We start from the raw sequence: 20377 nt of genomic DNA, 5'->3' as shown, positions 1-20377 counted from the left end.
GTTCTTTAGATCAGCGGTGAATCAGTACCACCGCGCTTCACCCGGCGGGCGTTTCTTGAAGCGTTTCATGCTCCACATGTACTGGCTCGGGTAGGCGCCGACATAGCGCTCCACCACCTTGCTCATCGCCGCGCAGGACGTGGCCGTGTCGGTGCTGTACATGTCTTCCGGCGCCGCTTCGAGGATTACTTTGTAGCCAGAACCGTCCGGCAGTCGCAGTGCGTGCAGGAACACACCAACAGCCTTGTGGCCCGCGAGCATGTTTGGCACGAACTTGCTGGTCAGCGCCTGGGTGGCAAAGAACGGCACGAAGATCCCTGCCGATTCCGCCGGCTCCGGGTCAGCGGGAATACCCACCTGGCCACCTTTGCGCACTTCCTTGATCACACTGAGAATGCCTTCCTTGGTGGACGCCGCCACGCGGTTGCCCAACTGCACGCGCTGTTTGCGCAGCAACTCATCCACCGCCTTGAGCTTGGGCGGGCGATAGAAAATGATCGGTTTGCACTGGTTGCAATAGAAGTGGTTCAACACCTCCCAGTTACCCAGGTGGCTGGTGATGCCGACCACGCCTTTGCCCGAGGCCAATGCTTCGTGCAGCACTTCGAGGCCTTCGACTTCACGCACCAGGTCGATGGAGCGTTGCGCCGGCCAGATCCAGGCACAGGCGCTTTCGGTCAGGGACTTGCCGATGTCCATCAGGCTCTGGCCGACCAGGCGTTCGCGGGCGGCCGGGTCCATGTCCGGGAAACATTTGGAGAGGTTGATCCGCACCGTCTCGCGAGAGCGGTTGGGGGTTTTCCACATGATCCAGCCAATCGCCGTGCCGACAGCCTGGACGGCACGCCAGGGCAGCAGGGCAAACAACCGAAGAGCGCCTACCAGCAAGGCGCCTTTAAACTTTTCCACAGGTCACTCCCGTTCGTGTGTGGTGCGCAAAGCACGCATTCTAACCGGCGTTGACCAAGTCCGCGTAACGGTCGCAGTCCTGGGTGTGATCCATGACCATGCCCGAGGCCTGCATGAACGCGTAGCAAATGGTCGGTCCGACGAAGGTGAAGCCGGCCTTTTTCAGGGCTTTGCTCATGGCTTCAGCCTCGGGGGTGATCGCCGGGACTTCGCTGCGATCCTTGAAGTGATTGACCTTGGGCACGCCGCCGACAAACGACCAGAGCAAGCCCACCGGATCTTCCAGCGCCAGCCAGGCCGCGGCGTTGCGGCGAGTGGCGTTGAGCTTGAGGCGGTTGCGCACGATACCAGGGTCGAGCATCAGCGCTTCGATCTCGTCGTCGCTCAAGTGCGCCAGGCGCTGCGCATCAAAACCAAACAAGACCTTTCGGTAATGCTCGCGTTTGCGTAAAACGGTGATCCAGGAAAGGCCCGCCTGGAACCCTTCGAGTAAAAGCAACTCGAACAAGCCCTGCGCATCGCGCAGCGGCGTTCCCCACTCCTGATCGTGATAAGCCATGTACAGCGGATCTTCAGAACACCAAAAGCAGCGTGGCATAAGGCTCCAGGGGATGGTGGCGCGGCCGAATCGGGTATACTCCCGCTCTTTAAATCGCAGCCCAAGTAACAGGTGAATTTCGTGAGCCAGCCTACGCCAGCCGTGCGTACCTTCCAAGACTTGATCCTCGCCCTCCAGCAATACTGGGCCGAGCAAGGTTGTGTGGTACTTCAGCCCTACGATATGGAAGTAGGCGCCGGCACTTTCCACACCGCTACCTTCCTGCGGGCCATTGGCCCCGAAACCTGGAACGCCGCTTATGTGCAGCCCAGTCGTCGCCCGACTGACGGCCGCTACGGCGAAAACCCGAACCGTCTGCAGCACTACTACCAATTCCAGGTGGTATTGAAGCCGAACCCGGACAACTTCCAGGAACTGTACTTGGGCTCGCTCAAGCATGTTGGCCTGGACCCGCTGGTCCACGATATCCGTTTCGTCGAAGACAACTGGGAATCGCCGACGCTGGGCGCCTGGGGCCTGGGCTGGGAAGTCTGGCTCAACGGCATGGAAGTGACGCAATTCACTTACTTCCAGCAAGCGGGCGGCATTGAGTGCTACCCGGTGACCGGCGAGATCACCTACGGCCTGGAACGCCTGGCCATGTACCTGCAGGGCGTGGACTCGGTCTACGACCTGGTATGGGCTGACGGCCCATTCGGCAAAGTGACTTATGGCGATGTGTTCCACCAGAACGAGGTGGAGCAATCCACCTACAACTTCGAACACGCCAACGTCGAGAAGCTGTTCGAACTGTTCGACTTCTATGAAAGCGAAGCCAAGCGCCTGATCGAACTCGACCAGCCGCTGCCGTTGCCAAGCTATGAAATGGTCCTGAAGGCATCCCACACCTTCAACCTGCTGGACGCCCGCCGTGCCATTTCGGTAACCGCGCGCCAGCAATACATCCTGCGTGTACGCACCCTGGCGCGTTCCGTCGCCCAAGCCTACCTGCTGGCTCGCGCCAAGCTGGGCTTCCCGATGGCCACCCCGGACCTGCGTGATGAAGTGTTGGCTAAGCTGGAGGCTGCACAATGAGTGCTCAAGATTTCCTGGTTGAACTGGGCACCGAAGAGCTGCCACCCAAGGCCCTCAACACCCTGGCCGACGCATTTTTGGCCGGTATCGAAAAAGGCCTGCAGACTGCCGGCCTGAAGTTTGAAGCCAAGAAAGTCTACGCCGCGCCACGTCGCCTGGCGGTGTTGCTGACCGCGCTGGAAACCCAGCAACCGGACCGCAGCATCAACCTCGACGGCCCGCCGCGCCAGGCGGCTTTCGACGCTGAAGGCAACCCGACCCAGGCCGCCCTTGGTTTTGCCAAGAAGTGTGGCGTGGAGCTGAGCGAGATCGATCAGAGCGGTCCGAAACTGCGCTTCAGCCAGGTCATCACCGGCAAGCCGACTGCCAGCCTGCTGCCGACCATCGTTGAAGACTCCCTGAACGACCTGCCGATCCCCAAGCGCATGCGCTGGGGTGCACGCAAAGAAGAATTCGTCCGCCCAACCCAATGGCTGGTGATGCTGCTCGGTGACCAGGTCATCGACTGCACCATCCTCGCCCAGAAGGCTGGCCGCGATTCCCGTGGTCACCGCTTCCATCATCCTGAAGCCGTACGCATCACCTCGCCGGCGAACTATGCCGCCGACCTGCGTGCCGCTTACGTGCTGGCCGATGCCAATGAGCGTCGCGAGCTGATCAGCAAGCGCACCGAAGAGCTGGCCCGCCTGCAGGAAGGCACCGCCATCGTGCCGCCAAGCCTGCTCGACGAAGTGACCGCGCTGGTTGAATGGCCAGTGCCGCTGGTGTGTTCGTTCGAAGAGCGCTTCCTCGACGTGCCGCAAGAAGCCCTGATCACCACCATGCAGGACAACCAGAAGTACTTCTGCCTGCTGGATGTGGACGGCAAGTTGCTGCCGCGCTTCATTACCGTGGCTAACATCGAAAGCAAAGACCCGCAGCAGATCATCGCCGGTAACGAGAAAGTCGTCCGCCCGCGCCTGACCGACGCCGAGTTCTTCTTCAAGCAAGACAAGAAGTCGAAGCTTGAAGACTTCAACCTGCGCCTGCAAAACGTGGTGTTCCAGGAAAAGCTCGGCAGCGTCTACGACAAGGCTGCGCGCGTTTCCAAGCTCGCTGCCTATATCGCACCCCGCATTGGCGGCGATGCGGCCTCGGCCGCCCGCGCCGGTATGCTGTCCAAGTGCGACCTGGCCACCGAGATGGTCGGCGAATTCCCTGAGATGCAAGGCGTTGCCGGCTACTACTACGCCCTCAACGATGGCGAGGCCGAAGACGTTGCGCTGGCACTGAACGAGCAGTACATGCCACGCGGTGCCGGTGCAGAGCTGCCAACCACCCTGACCGGCGCGGCCGTGGCCATCGCCGACAAGCTGGATACCCTGGTGGGTATCTTCGGTATCGGCATGCTGCCTACCGGTAGCAAAGACCCGTATGCCCTGCGCCGTGCAGCCCTGGGTGTGCTGCGTATCCTGATCGACAAGAAGCTCGACCTCGACCTGACCCAGGCCGTGGTGTTCGCCGTCGGCCAGTTCGGTACCAAGGTCAAACAAGCCGGCCTGGCCGAGCAAGTGCTGGAGTTTGTGTTCGACCGCCTGCGTGCGCGCTACGAAGACGAAGGCGTGGACGTTTCCGTCTACCTGTCGGTACGTGCCCTGCAACCGGGTTCGGCGCTGGACTTCGATCAGCGCGTACAAGCCGTGCAGGCCTTCCGCAAATTGCCGGAAGCCGATGCCCTGGCCGCGGTGAACAAGCGTGTGTCGAACCTGCTGAGCAAGGCCGAAGGCCTGGGCAACGGCGATGTCGACCCTGGCCTGTTTGCCGATGCCAAGGAGTTCTCGCTGAACTCGGCCATCGCCAAGGCAGAAAACGCCGTGAAGCCGCTGATCGCCGAGCGTAACTACGCCGAAGCACTGGCGCGCCTGGCCACCTTGCGTGAGCCGGTGGATGCGTTCTTCGAAGCAGTGATGATCAATGCCGAAGATGCCGGCGTGCGGAAAAACCGCTACGCCATGCTGGCGCGTCTGCGCGGCTTGTTCGTCAACATCGCCGACATTTCGACCCTGAGCTGACCATGGTGAAACTGCTGATTCTCGATCGGGACGGGGTGATCAACTACGACTCCGACGCTTACATCAAGTCAGTGGCGGAGTGGATACCACTGCCCGGCTCGATCGAGGCCATCGCGCAGTTGAGCAAAGCCGGCTGGACAGTGGCGATTGCCACCAACCAGTCCGGCATTGCCCGTGGCTACTACGACATCGCTACCCTGGACGCCATGCACGCGCGCTTGCGCACGTTAGTGGCGGAGCAGGGCGGTCAGGTGGGGTTGGTGACGTACTGCCCCCACGGGCCGGATGAGGGCTGCGATTGCCGTAAACCCAAGCCTGGCATGTTGAAAACCATTGCAGAACATTACAAGGTGCCGTTAGCTGGGATATGGTTCGTCGGGGACAGCCTCGGTGACCTGGAGGCGGCCAAAGCCGTCGACTCTCAGCCAGTTTTGGTAAAGACCGGGAAAGGCGAAAAGACCCAGGCGAAAAACCTGCCGGTAGGCACTTTGATTTTTGACGATCTGGCGGCCGTTGCCGCAGAACTTATCAACAACTAGCCGCCCTCGACATCCTGGCCAAGGAGTGTTCGGGAGTGCGCTTTTCAACAGGCGGGCCGTGTCCCGCAACGGTAAATGCCGCCATGTCGATCTTGCAGGCCATCAGAACCTTTTTCTTTTACCTGCTGCTGGGCACCAGTTCGCTTCTCTGGTGCACCCTGAGCTTTTTTATTGCACCCTTCCTGCCGTTCAAGGCGCGCTATCGCTTTATCAACGTCTATTGGTGCCGCTGCGCGTTGTGGCTGACCAAGGTGTTCCTGAACATCCGTTTTGAGATCAAGGGCGCTGAAAACGTCCCGGACCAGCCCTGCGTGATTTTGTCTAACCATCAGAGCACCTGGGAGACGTTCTTCCTCTCGGCGTACTTCTCGCCGTTGAGCCAAGTGCTCAAGCGCGAATTGCTGTACGTACCGTTCTTTGGCTGGGCCATGGCCATGTTGCGCCCGATCGCCATCGACCGTGACAACCCCAAGGCGGCGCTCAAGCACGTGGCCAAGAAGGGCGACGAGCTGCTCAAGGACGGCGTTTGGGTGCTGATCTTCCCGGAAGGTACGCGGGTGCCCTTTGGCACCGTGGGTAAATTCTCCCGAGGTGGTACGGCCCTGGCGGTCAACGCCCATCTGCCGGTGTTGCCGATTGCGCATAACGCCGGCAAGTTCTGGCCGAAGACTGGTTGGGCAAAACGCGAAGGCACCATCACCGTGGTGATTGGCGAACCTATGTACGCAGAAGGCGAAGGCCCACGCGCCATTGCCGCGCTGAATGAGCGCGCGCAGGCGTGGAATGAAGCGCAGCAACGGGCCATGGGTTCCCTGCCGCCGGAGCCGGTTGTGGTAGACACTCCGGTGGTATGAGCATCTGTGGATAACCTGTGCACGGATTGTTGGCGAATTGGCTTTTTTGCTTCATAACAAGCTGATTTACTTACATATTTCCAGAGACCTGAAAATCTCTAAAAACGTGCATAAGTTTTTTCCGCATAAAAAAACCGGTCCTTGTGACCGGTTTTTTATGCACAGCGCAAAAGCACGTTTTAGCACTCGTCCAGCAAGGGCAATTGCAGGCTGAATGTGGTGCCTTTGCCCACACTGCTTTCACATTCGATACGTCCTCCATGACGCTCCACGACCGCTTTGACCATGGTCAGCCCGAGTCCCAACCCATCGCTGCCTTGGGCTGAATCAAAGCGTTTGTACTGGCTGAACAACTCCGGTAAATCTTCGGCAGCTATCCCTGGGCCCTGGTCACTGATCCGGCATTCCAACCAGCCTTGCGTGCTGCTGTGTCTCAACCGGACGGTGGTGCCGGACGGCGAGTATTTGATCGCGTTCTCCAGCACGTTGAATAACGCACGGGTGAGCAGCGACTGATCGGCTGACACCATCCCCTCATCTGCCTCATCCAGATCGTGGACCAGGTGAATGCCCTTGAGCTGTGCGATCAGCGCCACTTGGTCAAAAGCATCCATAACCAGCATGGCGAACAGCGTTGGCTGGAAGTGGTAACCGTCGGCCTCGGCTTTTGCCAACTGAACAAACGATTCAGTCAGGCTCAAGGCGCGGCGTACCTGCTGCTCTATCTGCGCAAACACTGGCGACTCGGCGCTGTGTACGTCGAGCAGTGCAAGGATCGCCGAGTGCGGTGCACGAAGATCATGGGACAGGAAACGCAACATGGTTTCTCGGTGCTGCTGGGCCTCACGTTCCTTGCTGAGGTCAGTGAGGCTCAGCAGCCAACCCAGCGCCACATCCCCTTCGGCCGGTAGCAGAGGTGCAAGCTCCATGCGCAGGCTACGTTGGTGGATATCCCGAAACTCAACCAACTCCAATGCCGAAAGGGCAGGGCGCACGCCGTTGTGCAGCGGTGGATAACCCAGATCAACCAGCTGGTCCAACAGGTTTTGGTTGACCAGATCATTACCGAACACGTCGCGGGCAATCCGGTTAGCCAGCAATATATTGCCTTGGGTGTCCGTGATCAGCGTCGCCACCGGCAGGCACTCAAGGCCGTCGGCCATAAAGCGCCGGGTGTCCCGCGTGCGGCTCACCGCTTGCTCCAGGGCAAAGATGCGACCCTGCAACACATCACCTTTGCTGGCCGGCGCTCGGCGGCGTTCGGGCAAGACTTTGGGTTCGTTATCCAACCGCGCCAACTCCCAGCCAAAGTAGGCGAGGATCACGCTCAGACGTCGCCAGTTCCAGATCAGGTAGCTGAGCAGCAAACCGATCAGGCAGGCCGCAGGCGACCACCAGTAGCCCATACGCAATAGGGCAAATGAGCCGAGCAAGGCCGTGAACATACACCCCAGCGTCATCCATAGTGCATAGCGTGGGCGGTAGAGCAGCAGGCCCAGCAGCAGCGCCACCCAGGACGTTGCCATCACGGCTGACGGCCATTGGGGCAGATCCACGACGCTACGTCCTTGCAGTAGGCCGTTGAGCACGTTGGCCTGGATCTCTACACCCGCTGTAGTGCCCATCATGGGGGAAAGCGGAGTGACAAAACGATCGCCCATGCCCGAACCCGGGGCGCCTACCAAAATAAGGCGGTTACGCAACCGCTCAGGAGGGACTTCGCCGCGTAATACGCTGACATAAGACACACTCGGAAAACGGCTGTCGGGGTCGATATATGGGATGCGAACTGCATGTTCCTGATGCCAGCCCTGGGAGTTCGAATCGCGAGGCTCACCTGGCATCTCTGAGGGTTGGCCACTCATCGTGAACGCTAGCCATGCCAACTGAGGCGCCGTGGCATCGGGTGGGCCCTCGCGCAAATACAGCCTGCGCACCACGCCATCGCTGTCCGCTTCCACGTTGATATGCCCTACGCCTTTGGCACATTTAAGCAGTGGCTGCAGTTCTCCTCTGGGCTGGCTATCGCTGGCAGAATCATCACGCGCCAGGGGCAAGAGTACATTGCCGGCGTTGCACACCGCGTCGGCCAAGCGTTTGTCAGTAGCGGGATCGGCAGGATCGCTGAATATCACGTCGAACAGGATGGCGGTGGGTTGTGCAGCACTCAGGCGGTCGATCAGGTCGGCGTGCAAACTACGGGGCCAAGGCCACTGCCCGAGCTTCTTCAAGCTGGCGTCATCGATGGTCACCAATAAGATACGTGGGTCCACTGGCAGCGGTGTCAGACGGCGAAGGCTGTCGTACAGCGGATTGTTCAACGCCAGGCCAGCACTCGTCGAAAGGTAGGCCGTGATCGGCAACAACAGCAAACCGATCCACAACCACTCACGAACCAAACCGTGGAACAGCCGTTGGGCATGGGTGGGTTGACGTTTTTCAGCCTTGCCCCAGAGCATCATTGATCAGCGTGTCCCTGTTGTTGGCATACGAAAGGAAGTGACATTGCGCCCAGTGAAGCTCATTTTCGCGGCGGTGGAAAAGTTTTCCTGCGTGAGGCTCATAAAGGTAGAAGCATCAAGGTATCTACCATCGGGGCACAGAAGTCTACGACAGCGCACGCGTCGGCTGATCCTTTTCCTTACGGCCTGGAGCCGGTATCTTTCCCACATCGGTACCGAGGACTTTAACTGGGTTGATCACTCATTGAACCCAGCCTACCGAGAGATCCAAGGGGCTAACGAATCTGCGCACAATTCTTCAGATTCGATGGCTGGCATCTGCGCAGTACGTGCCCTCACTACGACTGCCGTACTCTTCAAAATGAAAGGACCCACCCATGCGTGTCGCAATACTGGATGACGAACCCGCTGAATTGCGAAGGGTGGAACAGACACTGCGACAAATCCCCAGCACCGCCGAACAGCCCTGGACCCTGCATTGCTTCGAGCGTGGTGAGGACCTGCTACGTCAGTTGCGGCGGGAAACCTTTGACCTGCTGATACTCGATTGGCAACTGCCCGATATCACCGGCATTGCGTTGCTGCGCTGGACCCGTGAGCACATGGAGTCGCCACCCGCCGTGATCATGCTCACGAGCAGGGATGCGGAAAGCGATATCGTCACCGCGTTGAACAGTGGCGCCGATGACTACGTCAGCAAACCCTTTCGTCCCAACGAACTCAAGGCTCGGGTTACCGCCGTTCTACGTCGCCATGGTCTGCAGAAGTCGGCGACCCAGGAAGTACAAAGTTTCAACGATCTGACCTTCGACGACGCCGAGTTGACCGTCACCCGCGCGGGAAAACCGATCAACCTCACTGAACGCGAATACCGCCTGGCGAGTTGCTTGTTTGCCAACTTAGCGCGACCGCTGTCTCGCGAGTACCTTTATGAGCGGTTCTGGACCCATGAAGAAATGGTGTCCTCACGGCCATTGGATACGCATATCTATCGACTGCGCAACAAGCTCGGCCTTACCGCTGATAGAGGTTGGCAGCTGTTGACGATTTATGGGTATGGGTACCGATTGGAGAGCGTGGCGACTGCTTCCCATGGTTGAAAAGGGTGATGTTCCACGTGGAGCATTCAAAAAATACTGATTTCCACGTAATAAAAAAGGCCAACGCATAACGTTGGCCTTTTTGTTTTGCGGGTCCCGCCTGGATCAGAAGTCCAGGTTAGACACTGCCAGAGCGTTGCTTTCGATGAAGTCACGGCGAGGCTCGACCGCATCACCCATCAGGGTGTTGAAGATCTGATCCGCACCAATGGCGTCTTCGATGGTCACGCGCAGCATGCGACGCTGGGCAGGGTCCATGGTGGTTTCCCACAGTTGATCTGGGTTCATCTCGCCCAGACCTTTGTATCGCTGGATGGTGTGACGTTTGGTGCTTTCGGCCATCAACCAGTCCAGGGCCTCTTTGAACTCCTTGACTGCTTTCTTACGCTCGCCACGCTGAATGTAAGCGCCGTCGTCCAACAGGGTGCTGAGTTGGGCACCCAAGGTAACCACGGTCTTGTAGTCGTTGCTGCCGAAGAAGTCGCGGTTGAAGGTGACGTAGTTCGACAGGCCGTGGGAGATCAGTTCAACCTCTGGCAACCACACGTTACGTTCACGGTCTTCACGCAGACTGGCTTTGTACACCAGGCCAGACTTCTCGACGGTGCGCAGACGTACTTCGTACTGGGCCAGCCAAGCCTGCATGTGTGCGTGATCGCCCAACTGTTCCAGGGTGATGGCCGGAAGGTAAATGAAGTGCTCGGTCAGCTCCTGAGGGTACAGGCGCGACAGGCGCTTGAGGGTCTTCATCACCATGCGGAAGTCGTTAACCAGACGCTCCAATGCTTCGCCGGAAATACCCGGGGCTTCATCGTTCAAGTGCAGGCTCGCATCTTCCAGAGCCGACTGCGTCATGTACTCTTCCATGGCGTCGTCGTCTTTGATGTATTGCTCTTGCTTACCCTTTTTCACTTTGTACAACGGTGGCTGGGCGATGTAGATGTAGCCGCGCTCGATCAACTCCGGCAACTGACGGAAGAAGAAGGTCAGCAGCAGGGTACGGATGTGCGAACCGTCGACGTCAGCATCGGTCATGATGATGATGTTGTGATAGCGCAGCTTGTCGATGTTGTATTCATCGCGGCCGATACCGCAGCCCAGCGCCGTGATCAAGGTGCCGACTTCCTGGGAGGAAATCATCTTGTCGAAGCGGGCCTTTTCAACGTTGAGGATCTTGCCCTTCAACGGAAGAATGGCCTGGGTGCGACGGTTACGACCCTGCTTGGCGGAACCGCCAGCAGAGTCACCTTCCACCAAGTACAGTTCGGAGAGGGCAGGGTCCTTCTCCTGGCAGTCAGCCAGTTTGCCCGGCAGGCCGGCGATATCCAGCGCGCCTTTGCGGCGGGTCATCTCACGAGCCTTACGTGCGGCTTCACGGGCACGCGCGGCATCGATCATCTTACCGACGACCAACTTGGCTTCGTTCGGGTTCTCCAGCAGGAAGTCGGAGAAGTACTTACCCATCTCCTGTTCCACAGCTGTCTTCACTTCGGAAGACACCAGCTTGTCTTTAGTCTGGGAGCTGAACTTGGGATCCGGCACTTTTACCGAGATGATCGCGGTCAGGCCTTCGCGTGCATCGTCACCCGTGGTGGCGACTTTATGCTTCTTGGCCAAGCCTTCGGCTTCGATGTAGGTGTTCAGGTTGCGCGTCAGTGCGGAACGGAAACCCACCAGGTGAGTACCGCCGTCGCGCTGTGGAATGTTGTTGGTGAAGCACAACAGGTTCTCGTTGAAGCTGTCGTTCCACTGCAGGGCGATTTCTACGCCGATGCCGTCTTCACGCTGGATGTTGAAGTGAAACACCTGGTTGACCGCAGTCTTGTTGGTGTTCAGGTATTCAACGAATGCCCGCAGACCGCCTTCGTACTTGAACAGCTCTTCCTTTCCGCTGCGCTCGTCTTTGAGGACGATACCCACACCGGAGTTGAGGAAGGACAGTTCACGGATACGCTTGGCCAGAATGTCCCAGCTGAAGTGGATATTCTTGAAAGTTTCAGCCGATGGCTTGAAGTGAATCTGCGTGCCGGTCGATTCACTATCGCCGACGATTTTCATCGGCTCCTGTGGAACACCGTGGACGTAAGTCTGTTCCCAGATCTTTCCGCTACGGCGGACAGTCAGGATCAACTCTTCGGACAGCGCGTTCACTACCGAAACACCTACACCGTGCAAACCGCCGGATACTTTATAGGAGTTATCGTCGAACTTACCGCCAGCGTGGAGCACGGTCATGATGACCTCTGCAGCCGAAACGCCTTCTTCTTTGTGCACATCTACCGGAATGCCACGACCGTTGTCGCGCACGGTAATGGATTCATCCGGGTGGATGATGATGCTGATGTCGTCGCAGTGACCGGCCAAAGCTTCGTCGATGGAGTTGTCGACCACCTCGAACACCATGTGGTGCAGACCGCTACCGTCATCAGTGTCGCCAATGTACATACCGGGACGTTTGCGTACGGCATCCAAACCTTTCAGCACTTTAATGCTGGTCGAGTCGTACGTGTTTTCTTCGCTCATGCCTTCACTCCCGATGGTCGTGGGTCTGGGTGATACGGCCTTGTTCCACGTGGAACAAAGCGACTGGCGTTTCCGTCTGCCAGCCTTCCCTCAATAATTCATGGTCTACACAAGTGATAAACACCTGGCAGCGTAAGTCTTCCAATAAGCGGCATAGCGCGTGGCGGTGTTGCTCGTCGAGTTCAGACGGCAAGTCATCCACCAGATAAATACACTGGCCGCGTCGGGCTTGGCTAACCAAGTGGCCTTGAGCGATACGCAGCGCACACACCACCAACTTCTGCTGGCCGCGGGACAAGATATCCGCAGCGTTATGAGCGCCTAATCTAAGACGCAAATCTGCCCGTTGGGGTCCGGCCTGGGTATGGCCAATTTGCTGATCCCGCTGCAGGGACGTGGCGAGCACTGCGCTCAGTTCACGCTCTTTGTCCCAACCACGGTAGTAGCTCAGCGTCAGCCCTTCGAGATCCAATAACTCACTCAAAGTCTGCTCAAAGACTGGTTTCAAGGCTTTGATATAGGCGCGGCGGTATTCATCTATTTCGTCGCTGGCCAGGCACAGTTCCCGGTCCCAGGCCGCTTGCGAAGCGGCGTCAAGTGTACCATGCCGCAGCCACGAGTTCCGCTGCCGCAGGGCCTTCTGCAGGCGCTGCCAAGTGGCCATGAAGCGCGGTTCCACGTGGAACACTCCCCAATCGAGGAATTGCCTGCGGATTTTGGGTGCGCCTTCCAACAGCCGAAAGCTGTCAGGGTTTATCAACTGCAATGGCAGGATCTCTGCCAATTGCGCAGCACTGCGCGCATTTTGCCCGTCGATGCGAATCTGAAATTCACCGCCACGATCACGTGATATCCCCAGGCTGCTGTATCCGCCCTCCGCCAGTTCAACCTGGCCAAAGACAGTACACGCCAATTGTTCGTACTGGATAACCGGTAACAAGCGCGCACTGCGAAAGGAACGGGCGAGCCCCAGCAAGTGGATAGCTTCCAGCACGCTGGTTTTTCCACTGCCGTTGGCACCGTGGAGGATATTAATGCGGGGGGAGGGGGAGAAGGTCACCGGGTGCAGGTTGCGCACCGCGGTGACTGAAACGCGACTGAGGGACATCTAGCGTCTGCTGAGCATGATTACAGGCGCATCGGCATAACAACATAAGCCGAATCGTCGTTGTCGGATTCCTGCACCAAGGCGCTGCTGTTGGAGTCCGACAGGATCAGGCGCACCTGTTCAGTGGTCATCACGCCAAGTACGTCCAGCAGGTAGCTCACGTTGAAGCCGATTTCCAACGAACCGCCGTTGTAGTCAACGCCTACTTCTTCTTCCGCCTCTTCCTGCTCCGGGTTATTGGCCTGGATTTTCAGCTGACCGTTGGCCAGTTGCAGACGAATACCACGGTATTTTTCGTTGGACAGAATCGCTGTGCGGCTGAACGCTTCACGCAGTGCCTGACGATCGCCGATCACCAACTTGTCACCGCCTTTAGGCAGCACGCGCTCGTAATCCGGGAATTTACCGTCGACCAGCTTGGACGTGAAGGTGAACTCGCCGGTGGTGGCGCGAATGTGGTGCTGACCCAATACGATGCTGACATTGCCATCCGGCTCAGTGAGCAGGCGCGCCAGCTCAAGAATACCTTTACGCGGCACGATCACCTGGTGACGGTCCGGCTGGCCGATATCGGCGCGCATCGAGCACATCGCCAGACGGTGACCGTCAGTGGCTACGGCGCGGATAATGCCCTCGGACACTTCCAGCAGCATGCCGTTGAGGTAGTAACGCACGTCCTGCTGGGCCATGGCGAAGCTGGTGCGCTCGATCAAACGACGCAGTTTGCTTTGCTCCAGGCTGCACGTCAGCGAGCCGGGGCCTTCTTCCACGGTCGGGAAGTCATTGGCTGGCAAGGTCGACAACGTGAAACGGCTGCGACCGGCCTTGACCACCAGCTTTTGCTCATCAACCTTGATGTCGATCAGCGCGTCGTTCGGCAGGCTTTTGCAGATATCCATCAGCTTGCGCGCGGGCACGGTGATCTCGCCTGGTTCGGCGGGCTCTTCCAGTTGCACGCGGCCAACCAGTTCGACTTCCAGGTCGGTGCCAGTCAGGGACAACTGCTGGCCTTCGACAACCAGCAATACGTTGGAGAGCACCGGCAAGGTCTGTCGGCGCTCGACGACGCCTGCGACCAGTTGCAGGGGTTTCAACAGGGCTTCGCGTTGAATGGTGAAATGCATGGTCTAGTCCCTTGCCTTAATAAGCTGCGCTGGTGTCATCAAGTGGTCAGTGTACGCAGCAGGTTCTTGTAGTCCTCGCGAATATCCGCGTCGGATTCCTTAAGTTCGTTGATCTTGCGGCATGCGTGCAAGACCGTAGTGTGGTCGCGACCACCAAACACATCGCCGATTTCCGGCAGGCTATGGTTGGTCAACTCCTTGGAGAGAGCCATGGCCACCTGGCGCGGACGAGCCACCGAGCGCGAACGGCGCTTGGACAGCAGATCGGAAATCTTGATCTTGTAGTACTCGGCCACGGTGCGCTGGATGTTATCCACACTCACCAGTTTGTCCTGCAGTGCCAGCAAGTCTTTCAGGGATTCGCGGATCAGTTCGATGGTGATGTCGCGCCCCATGAAGTGCGAGTGAGCGATGACCCGCTTTAGCGCGCCTTCCAGCTCACGCACGTTGGAGCGAATGCGTTGGGCGATAAAGAACGCAGCGTCGTGCGGTAGATCGACCTTAGCCTGATCAGCTTTTTTCATCAGGATTGCAACGCGGGTTTCGAGTTCCGGCGGCTCGACCGCAACGGTCAGACCCCAGCCGAAGCGCGATTTCAAGCGCTCTTCCAGGCCTTCGATTTCCTTCGGATAACGGTCACTGGTCAAGATGACCTGTTGGCCGCCTTCGAGCAGGGCGTTGAACGTATGGAAAAACTCTTCCTGGGAACGCTCTTTGCGCGCGAAGAATTGGATGTCATCGATCAGCAAGGCGTCAACGGAGCGATAGAAGCGCTTGAACTCGTTGATGGCATTGAGCTGCAAGGCCTTGACCATGTCAGCCACGAAGCGCTCCGAGTGCAGGTACACGACCTTGGCATTCGGGTTCTTCTTTAATAGGTGGTTACCCACAGCGTGCATCAAGTGAGTCTTACCCAAGCCAACGCCACCATAAAGGAACAGCGGGTTGTAACCGTGCTTGGGGTTATCCGCCACTTGCCAGGCCGCGGCGCGAGCAAGCTGGTTGGATTTACCTTCGACGAAATTCTCGAAGGTAAAGGTGCGGTTCAGGTAACTGGTGTGCTTGAGCGCGCCTTCTACCTGCACGGTGCGCTGTTCGGCGCGAACCGGTGCCTGTTGCGAGCTGGCGCCAGCCATCGGGTCGAAGCTGTCGCGAGACGGCTCTTCATTAATAGGCGCATTTTTCTGCGACGCTGATTTCGAAGGCGTCTGGGCAAGCGGCGCGGGTGAATTGTTAACAGGTGCCACTGCGGCCTGGGCCTGCGAGGCACTCGCCGCCAACGGCGCATTCGGCGCAGCGCGAGGCGCCGAGCTACGTTTGCTGCCTATTAACAAGGAGAGAACGGGCGCGAGACCGTTGCCATGTTCGTCGAGCAATTCGAGAACGCGGCTCAGGTACTTCTCGTTGACCCAGTCGAGAACGAAACGGTTGGGCGCATAAACGCGCAACTCGTCGCCTTCGGCTTCGACCTGTAGCGGACGGATCCAGGTGTTGAATTGCTGGGCAGGCAGCTCATCGCGCAAAAGCTCCACGCACTGCTGCCAAAGTTCCACTGACACGGATATCCCCTAAGTTGAAAGCCGGTGAGGCAAAAACAGCCGCCATTGTAGCGGCGAGCCGCCCACTTATCCACATGTAGGTTGCCCACAGGGCACCCAAAATCAACGTCTTATCGGGGAAAAAGGCGACCAATGGTCTGTGCATAAGCTCTGTGGATAAGCGCCCCTGAGCTCGTTGCACAAGTGGGGGTGAAAGTCTGTGGGTAACTGGCCTGTGGATAACATGCCATTCCACACACAGCTTATCCGACAGCGCAGCACAGGCAGAGCACTGCTTCTCCCCCGTGTTGTCATCCTCTGTACACCACGTGCAATATGGCCTTAACGAAGTTATCCACAGAGGATGGCCTGCCTAGCTTTTATAAGCTTTACAGAAAAGCTTTAAATAACTTCCTTCTTTATTTTTATATCTATGACCTTGCTCGTGGAAGGCCGGCGGATAGAAAAGGGCGTTTTGCCCTGTAGCGATCTAATTGAAGGAAAAGCTGGTTGGAAATTGACCTAGAGGCTTGCTTTCTCTAGAATCGCCGGTCTCTTAAAACGGGGGCCATTCCGGCCCGTTGTGGACGAACCAGGTAACAACGCCATGAAACGTACTTTCCAACCAAGCACCATCAAACGCGCCCGTACTCACGGCTTCCGTGCTCGCATGGCTACCAAGAACGGCCGTGCTGTCCTGTCGCGTCGCCGCGCCAAAGGTCGTGCGCGTCTGGCAGTTTGATAATCCGGTACTGGTGGTGAGTCAGGACTTCAGTCGGGAAAAGCGTTTGCTAACCCCCCGGCACTTCAAGGCAGTCTTTGACTCCCCCACCGGCAAGGTTCCGGGGAAAAATCTCCTGCTCCTTGCGCGTAACAACGATCTTGATCACCCCCGTCTCGGGTTGGTGATCGGCAAGAAGAGCGTAAAGCTCTCCGTTGAGCGCAATCGCCTCAAGCGTCTGATGCGCGAATCGTTTCGCCTCCACCAGGACACTCTGGTTGGTTGGGATATTGTTATCGTCGCGCGCAAAGGCTTGGGGGATGTAGAAAACCCCGAATTGATTCAGCATTTCGGCAAGCTCTGGAAACGTCTGGCGCGTACCAACAAGCCAGCACCAGCAGTCAGCACCGAAACTGTAGGGGTAGACAGCACCGATGCGTAAACTGGCACTCGTTCCGATCCAGTTTTATCGCTATGCCATTAGTCCTCTGATGGCCAGTCACTGTCGTTTCTACCCCAGTTGTTCCTGCTACGCGTTAGAGGCCATAGAAAATCATGGTCTTCTGCGCGGTGGCTGGCTGACCTTTCGTCGTTTAGGTCGCTGTCATCCGTGGAATCCCGGTGGTTATGACCCGGTTCCACCTATCCCTACCTCCCGTTCTTCTTCGATGGCCGAGTAATCATGGATATTAAACGCACGATCCTGATCGTCGCCCTGGCAATCGTGTCCTATGTCATGGTTCTTAAGTGGAACCAGGATTATGGCCAAGCTGCCCTGCCGACTCAGAATGTTGCTACCAATCAGGCTGCGCCGGCTATTCCGGACACTCCGTTGGGTACCAATGCGTCCGCGAGTGCCGATGTTCCCAGCGCGAATGGCGAGACAACCGCCCCTTTAGAAACGCCAGTGGTCACCAATAAAGACCTCATCCTTGTGAAAACGGATGTGCTCGACCTGGCTATCGACCCACAAGGTGGTGATATCGCGCAGTTGAAACTGCCGCTTTATCCACGTCGCCAAGATCATCCAGATGTACCGTTCCAACTGTTCGATAATGGCGGTGAACGTACTTATCTGGCGCAAAGCGGCCTGACCGGCACCAATGGTCCGGATGCGCGTGCTACCGGTCGTCCGGTTTATTCGACCGAAAAGAAGACTTATCAACTGGCTGATGGCCAAAATCAGTTGAACGTCGACCTGAAATTCAGTCTCGACGGCGTCAATTACATCAAGCGCTTCAGTTTCACTCGCGGTTTGTACGACTTGAAGGTCACTTACCTGATCGACAACACCAGCGAAAAACCGTGGAGCGGCAACCTGTTTGCCCAACTCAAGCGTGATGGCAGCTCCGATCCTTCTTCCAGCACCGCCACCGGCACCGCGACTTACCTGGGCGCAGCCCTGTGGACAAGTAGCGAGCCGTACAAAAAAGTGTCGATGAAAGATATCGACAAGGGCGCGCTGAAAGAAACCGTCCAAGGCGGCTGGGTCGCCTGGTTGCAACACTACTTCGTGACCGCATGGATCCCGAACAAAGGTGAAGCCAACCTGGTTCAAACCCGTAAAGACAGCCAAGGCAACTACATCATCGGCTTTACTGGCCCGGTGCTGAACGTCGCACCAGGTGCCAAGGCTGAAACCAGCGCTACCCTTTACGCCGGCCCGAAAAGCCAAGCGGTACTGAAAGAGTTGTCCCCAGGTCTGGAACTGACTGTGGATTACGGCATTCTGTGGTTCATTGCCCAGCCGATCTTCTGGCTGCTGCAACATATCCACAGCATTGTGGGTAACTGGGGCTTCTCGATCATCTTCCTGACCATGCTGATCAAGGGGATCTTCTTCCCACTGTCGGCTGCCAGCTACAAGTCGATGGCGCGTATGCGTGCCGTTGCCCCGAAGCTGGCTGCGTTGAAAGAGCAACATGGTGATGACCGGCAGAAAATGTCGCAGGCCATGATGGAGCTGTACAAGAAAGAGAAGATCAACCCGCTGGGTGGATGCTTGCCTATCCTCGTGCAGATGCCAGTGTTCCTTTCGTTGTACTGGGTACTCCTGGAAAGCGTAGAAATGCGCCAGGCACCGTTCATGCTGTGGATAACTGACCTGTCGATTAAAGACCCGTTCTTTATCCTGCCGATCATCATGGGCGCGACCATGTTCATCCAGCAGCGTCTGAACCCAACACCGCCGGATCCGATGCAGGCCAAAGTGATGAAAATGATGCCAATCATCTTCACCTTCTTCTTCCTGTGGTTCCCAGCTGGTCTGGTTCTGTACTGGGTGGTCAACAACGTATTGTCGATCTCTCAACAGTGGTACATCACACGTAAAATCGAAGCGGCTACCAAAAAAGCCGAGGCGTAACTTACTCTGTGGATAACCACTCAAGACGCCCCCTAGTGGGGCGTTTTGCTTTCCGTCACTTTTGTTCTGGAACCTGCTGATGAGCGCTCCTCGTGAAACCATCGCTGCTGTCGCTACCGCTCAAGGTCGTGGCGGCGTCGGCATCGTTCGAATTTCAGGGCCGCTCGCCGGCGTGGCTGCACAGGCCATCAGTGGTCGGGAATTGAAACCGCGTTATGCCCATTACGGCCCGTTTCTGGATGCAGACCAAAGCGTGCTGGATGAGGGCCTGGCCCTTTATTTCCCAGGGCCGAACTCGTTCACCGGTGAAGATGTTCTGGAATTGCAGGGCCACGGTGGTCCTGTAGTCCTCGATATGCTGCTGCAGCGCTGCCTGCAACTCGGCTGCCGGCTGGCCCGCCCAGGTGAATTCAGCGAGCGGGCATTCCTCAACGACAAACTTGACCTGGCCCAGGCCGAAGCCATTGCCGACTTGATCGAAGCCAGTTCTGCACAGGCGGCACGCAATGCGCTGCGCTCGCTGCAAGGCGCGTTTTCCTTGCGTGTGCATAACCTGACGGAGCAATTGATCAGCTTGCGCATCTACGTGGAGGCGGCGATTGATTTCCCGGAAGAAGAAATCGACTTCCTGGCCGATGGCCACGTACTGGCGATGCTGGATAAAGTCCGTGAAGAGTTATCCACAGTACTGCGCGAAGCCGGGCAGGGCGCCTTGCTCCGCGACGGTATGACCGTGGTGATCGCAGGCCGCCCGAATGCTGGCAAATCCAGTTTGCTCAATGCACTGGCCGGCCGTGAAGCGGCTATCGTTACCGAGATTGCGGGGACCACCCGGGATATCCTGCGGGAACATATCCACATCGACGGCATGCCTCTGCATGTGGTCGACACCGCAGGGCTGCGTGACACCGATGACCAGGTGGAAAAGATCGGCGTTGAACGAGCGCTCAAGGCGATCGCCGAGGCCGATCGCGTGCTGCTCGTGGTAGACGCCACCGCGCCTGAGGCTGTGGACCCTTTTGCACTCTGGCCGGAGTTCCTGGAGCAACGGCCGGACCCGGCCAAGGTCACGTTGATCCGCAACAAGGCCGACCTGACGGGCGAAGCCATTGCCATGGAAACCAGCGAGGATGGCCACGTCACGATCAGCCTGAGTGCCAAGTCGGCAGGTAATGGACTGGAATTGCTGCGTGACCATCTCAAGGCCTGCATGGGCTACGAGCAGACCTCCGAAAGCAGCTTCAGTGCCCGTCGCAGGCACTTGGAGGCACTGCGCCATGCCAGCGCAGCCCTGGAGCACGGACGTGCTCAGCTGACCTTGGCGGGGGCAGGGGAGCTGCTGGCCGAAGATCTGCGTCAGGCACAGCAGCTGCTGGGGGAAATCACTGGCGCGTTCAGCTCCGATGATTTGCTGGGGCGGATCTTTTCCAGTTTCTGTATCGGCAAATAA

General features: G+C 57.9%; 17 protein-coding genes. 10 read left to right on the top strand and 7 right to left on the bottom strand.

Translation table 11 applies throughout. The features are described 5' to 3' along the window. Window positions 1–21: 21 nt before the first annotated feature. Both DNK50_RS03415 and DNK50_RS03410 read right to left on the bottom strand, forming a co-directional pair. Complete coding sequence (locus DNK50_RS03415) at window positions 22–909, bottom strand: lysophospholipid acyltransferase (RefSeq protein ID WP_099586146.1); 888 nt, start codon at window positions 907–909, stop codon at window positions 22–24. A 40-nt stretch (window positions 910–949) separates the two neighbouring features. Continuing rightward, a complete protein-coding gene (locus DNK50_RS03410; RefSeq protein ID WP_099586145.1) occupies window positions 950–1507 on the bottom strand; it encodes a DNA-3-methyladenine glycosylase I in 558 nt (185 codons plus the stop codon). A gap of 81 nt (window positions 1508–1588) precedes the next feature. Between DNK50_RS03410 and glyQ the strand changes: the two genes are divergently transcribed. The 4 genes from glyQ (at window position 1589) to DNK50_RS03390 (ending at window position 5986) form a co-directional block, all read left to right on the top strand. Then, window positions 1589–2542 carry a glycine--tRNA ligase subunit alpha gene (gene glyQ / locus DNK50_RS03405; RefSeq protein WP_003213601.1) on the top strand — a complete coding sequence of 318 codons (954 nt, stop codon included), beginning with the start codon at window positions 1589–1591 and terminating at the stop codon, window positions 2540–2542. Then, entirely contained in the window at window positions 2539–4593 is a 2055-nt protein-coding gene (gene glyS / locus DNK50_RS03400; RefSeq protein ID WP_099586144.1) for a glycine--tRNA ligase subunit beta, read from the top strand. Before glyQ ends, glyS begins: the two co-directional genes overlap by 4 nt. Before the next feature lie 2 nt (window positions 4594–4595). Further along, entirely contained in the window at window positions 4596–5132 is a 537-nt protein-coding gene (gene gmhB / locus DNK50_RS03395) for a D-glycero-beta-D-manno-heptose 1,7-bisphosphate 7-phosphatase (RefSeq protein WP_162633358.1), read from the top strand. A gap of 83 nt (window positions 5133–5215) precedes the next feature. Continuing rightward, entirely contained in the window at window positions 5216–5986 is a 771-nt protein-coding gene (locus DNK50_RS03390) for a 1-acyl-sn-glycerol-3-phosphate acyltransferase (protein ID WP_017528685.1), read from the top strand. 179 nt (window positions 5987–6165) lie between these two features. Here DNK50_RS03390 and DNK50_RS03385 read toward each other — a convergent pair whose 3' ends face one another. Further along, a complete protein-coding gene (locus DNK50_RS03385; protein ID WP_112192827.1) occupies window positions 6166–8448 on the bottom strand; it encodes a CHASE2 domain-containing protein in 2283 nt (760 codons plus the stop codon). 377 nt (window positions 8449–8825) lie between these two features. Between DNK50_RS03385 and DNK50_RS03380 the strand changes: the two genes are divergently transcribed. After that, a complete protein-coding gene (locus DNK50_RS03380; protein ID WP_099586142.1) occupies window positions 8826–9548 on the top strand; it encodes a response regulator transcription factor in 723 nt (240 codons plus the stop codon). Between the two features lie 105 nt (window positions 9549–9653). On the opposite strand, the gene gyrB is transcribed toward DNK50_RS03380, so the two are convergent. Genes gyrB through dnaA form a run of 4 tightly spaced genes read right to left on the bottom strand, consistent with a single transcriptional unit; the run spans window position 9654 to window position 15862 of the window. Then, window positions 9654–12071 carry a DNA topoisomerase (ATP-hydrolyzing) subunit B gene (gene gyrB / locus DNK50_RS03375; protein WP_112192826.1) on the bottom strand — a complete coding sequence of 806 codons (2418 nt, stop codon included), beginning with the start codon at window positions 12069–12071 and terminating at the stop codon, window positions 9654–9656. 4 nt (window positions 12072–12075) lie between these two features. Then, the gene (gene recF, locus DNK50_RS03370) at window positions 12076–13179 is read right to left on the bottom strand and encodes a DNA replication/repair protein RecF (RefSeq protein ID WP_112192825.1); all 1104 of its coding nucleotides are present in this window, start codon (window positions 13177–13179) and stop codon (window positions 12076–12078) included. Window positions 13180–13199: 20 nt separating this feature from the next. Then, a complete protein-coding gene (gene dnaN, locus DNK50_RS03365; RefSeq protein WP_005783345.1) occupies window positions 13200–14303 on the bottom strand; it encodes a DNA polymerase III subunit beta in 1104 nt (367 codons plus the stop codon). A gap of 38 nt (window positions 14304–14341) precedes the next feature. Beyond that, entirely contained in the window at window positions 14342–15862 is a 1521-nt protein-coding gene (gene dnaA, locus DNK50_RS03360) for a chromosomal replication initiator protein DnaA (RefSeq protein ID WP_099586139.1), read from the bottom strand. Window positions 15863–16448: 586 nt separating this feature from the next. Between dnaA and rpmH the strand changes: the two genes are divergently transcribed. From rpmH to mnmE, 5 genes are all read left to right on the top strand, one after another. After that, window positions 16449–16583 (top strand): 50S ribosomal protein L34, encoded by a 135-nt coding sequence (rpmH, locus tag DNK50_RS03355; protein ID WP_003213577.1) that lies wholly within the window; start codon window positions 16449–16451, stop codon window positions 16581–16583. Between the two features lie 16 nt (window positions 16584–16599). Continuing rightward, entirely contained in the window at window positions 16600–17004 is a 405-nt protein-coding gene (gene rnpA / locus DNK50_RS03350) for a ribonuclease P protein component (RefSeq protein WP_053128141.1), read from the top strand. After that, on the top strand, window positions 16997–17242 hold the full coding sequence (gene yidD, locus DNK50_RS03345; protein WP_010207715.1) for a membrane protein insertion efficiency factor YidD: 246 nt from the start codon (window positions 16997–16999) through the stop codon (window positions 17240–17242). The genes rnpA and yidD overlap by 8 nt, the downstream gene beginning before the upstream one ends. A gap of 2 nt (window positions 17243–17244) precedes the next feature. Next, complete coding sequence (yidC, locus tag DNK50_RS03340) at window positions 17245–18927, top strand: membrane protein insertase YidC (protein WP_099586138.1); 1683 nt, start codon at window positions 17245–17247, stop codon at window positions 18925–18927. A 79-nt stretch (window positions 18928–19006) separates the two neighbouring features. Continuing rightward, window positions 19007–20377 (top strand): tRNA uridine-5-carboxymethylaminomethyl(34) synthesis GTPase MnmE, encoded by a 1371-nt coding sequence (mnmE, locus tag DNK50_RS03335; protein WP_099586137.1) that lies wholly within the window; start codon window positions 19007–19009, stop codon window positions 20375–20377.

It is taken from the genome of Pseudomonas sp. LG1E9 (assembly GCF_003290225.1).
In the GTDB taxonomy this organism is placed as follows: Bacteria; Pseudomonadota; Gammaproteobacteria; order Pseudomonadales; family Pseudomonadaceae; genus Aquipseudomonas; species Aquipseudomonas cyclaminis.
Note: the sequence above shows the minus strand (reverse complement) of the source record. Positions and strands in the feature narration are given on the sequence as shown.

Coding starts and splice junctions, on each gene's coding strand:
- DNK50_RS03410 (WP_099586145.1), bottom strand. CDS start 1,507: ATGCCACGCTGCTTTTGGTGTTCTGAAGATCCGCTGTACATGGCTTAT.
- glyS (WP_099586144.1), top strand. CDS start 2,539: ATGAGTGCTCAAGATTTCCTGGTTGAACTGGGCACCGAAGAGCTGCCA.
- gmhB (WP_162633358.1), top strand. CDS start 4,596: ATGGTGAAACTGCTGATTCTCGATCGGGACGGGGTGATCAACTACGAC.
- DNK50_RS03390 (WP_017528685.1), top strand. CDS start 5,216: ATGTCGATCTTGCAGGCCATCAGAACCTTTTTCTTTTACCTGCTGCTG.
- DNK50_RS03385 (WP_112192827.1), bottom strand. CDS start 8,448: ATGATGCTCTGGGGCAAGGCTGAAAAACGTCAACCCACCCATGCCCAA.
- DNK50_RS03380 (WP_099586142.1), top strand. CDS start 8,826: ATGCGTGTCGCAATACTGGATGACGAACCCGCTGAATTGCGAAGGGTG.
- gyrB (WP_112192826.1), bottom strand. CDS start 12,071: ATGAGCGAAGAAAACACGTACGACTCGACCAGCATTAAAGTGCTGAAA.
- recF (WP_112192825.1), bottom strand. CDS start 13,179: ATGTCCCTCAGTCGCGTTTCAGTCACCGCGGTGCGCAACCTGCACCCG.
- dnaN (WP_005783345.1), bottom strand. CDS start 14,303: ATGCATTTCACCATTCAACGCGAAGCCCTGTTGAAACCCCTGCAACTG.
- rpmH (WP_003213577.1), top strand. CDS start 16,449: ATGAAACGTACTTTCCAACCAAGCACCATCAAACGCGCCCGTACTCAC.
- yidD (WP_010207715.1), top strand. CDS start 16,997: ATGCGTAAACTGGCACTCGTTCCGATCCAGTTTTATCGCTATGCCATT.
- yidC (WP_099586138.1), top strand. CDS start 17,245: ATGGATATTAAACGCACGATCCTGATCGTCGCCCTGGCAATCGTGTCC.
- mnmE (WP_099586137.1), top strand. CDS start 19,007: ATGAGCGCTCCTCGTGAAACCATCGCTGCTGTCGCTACCGCTCAAGGT.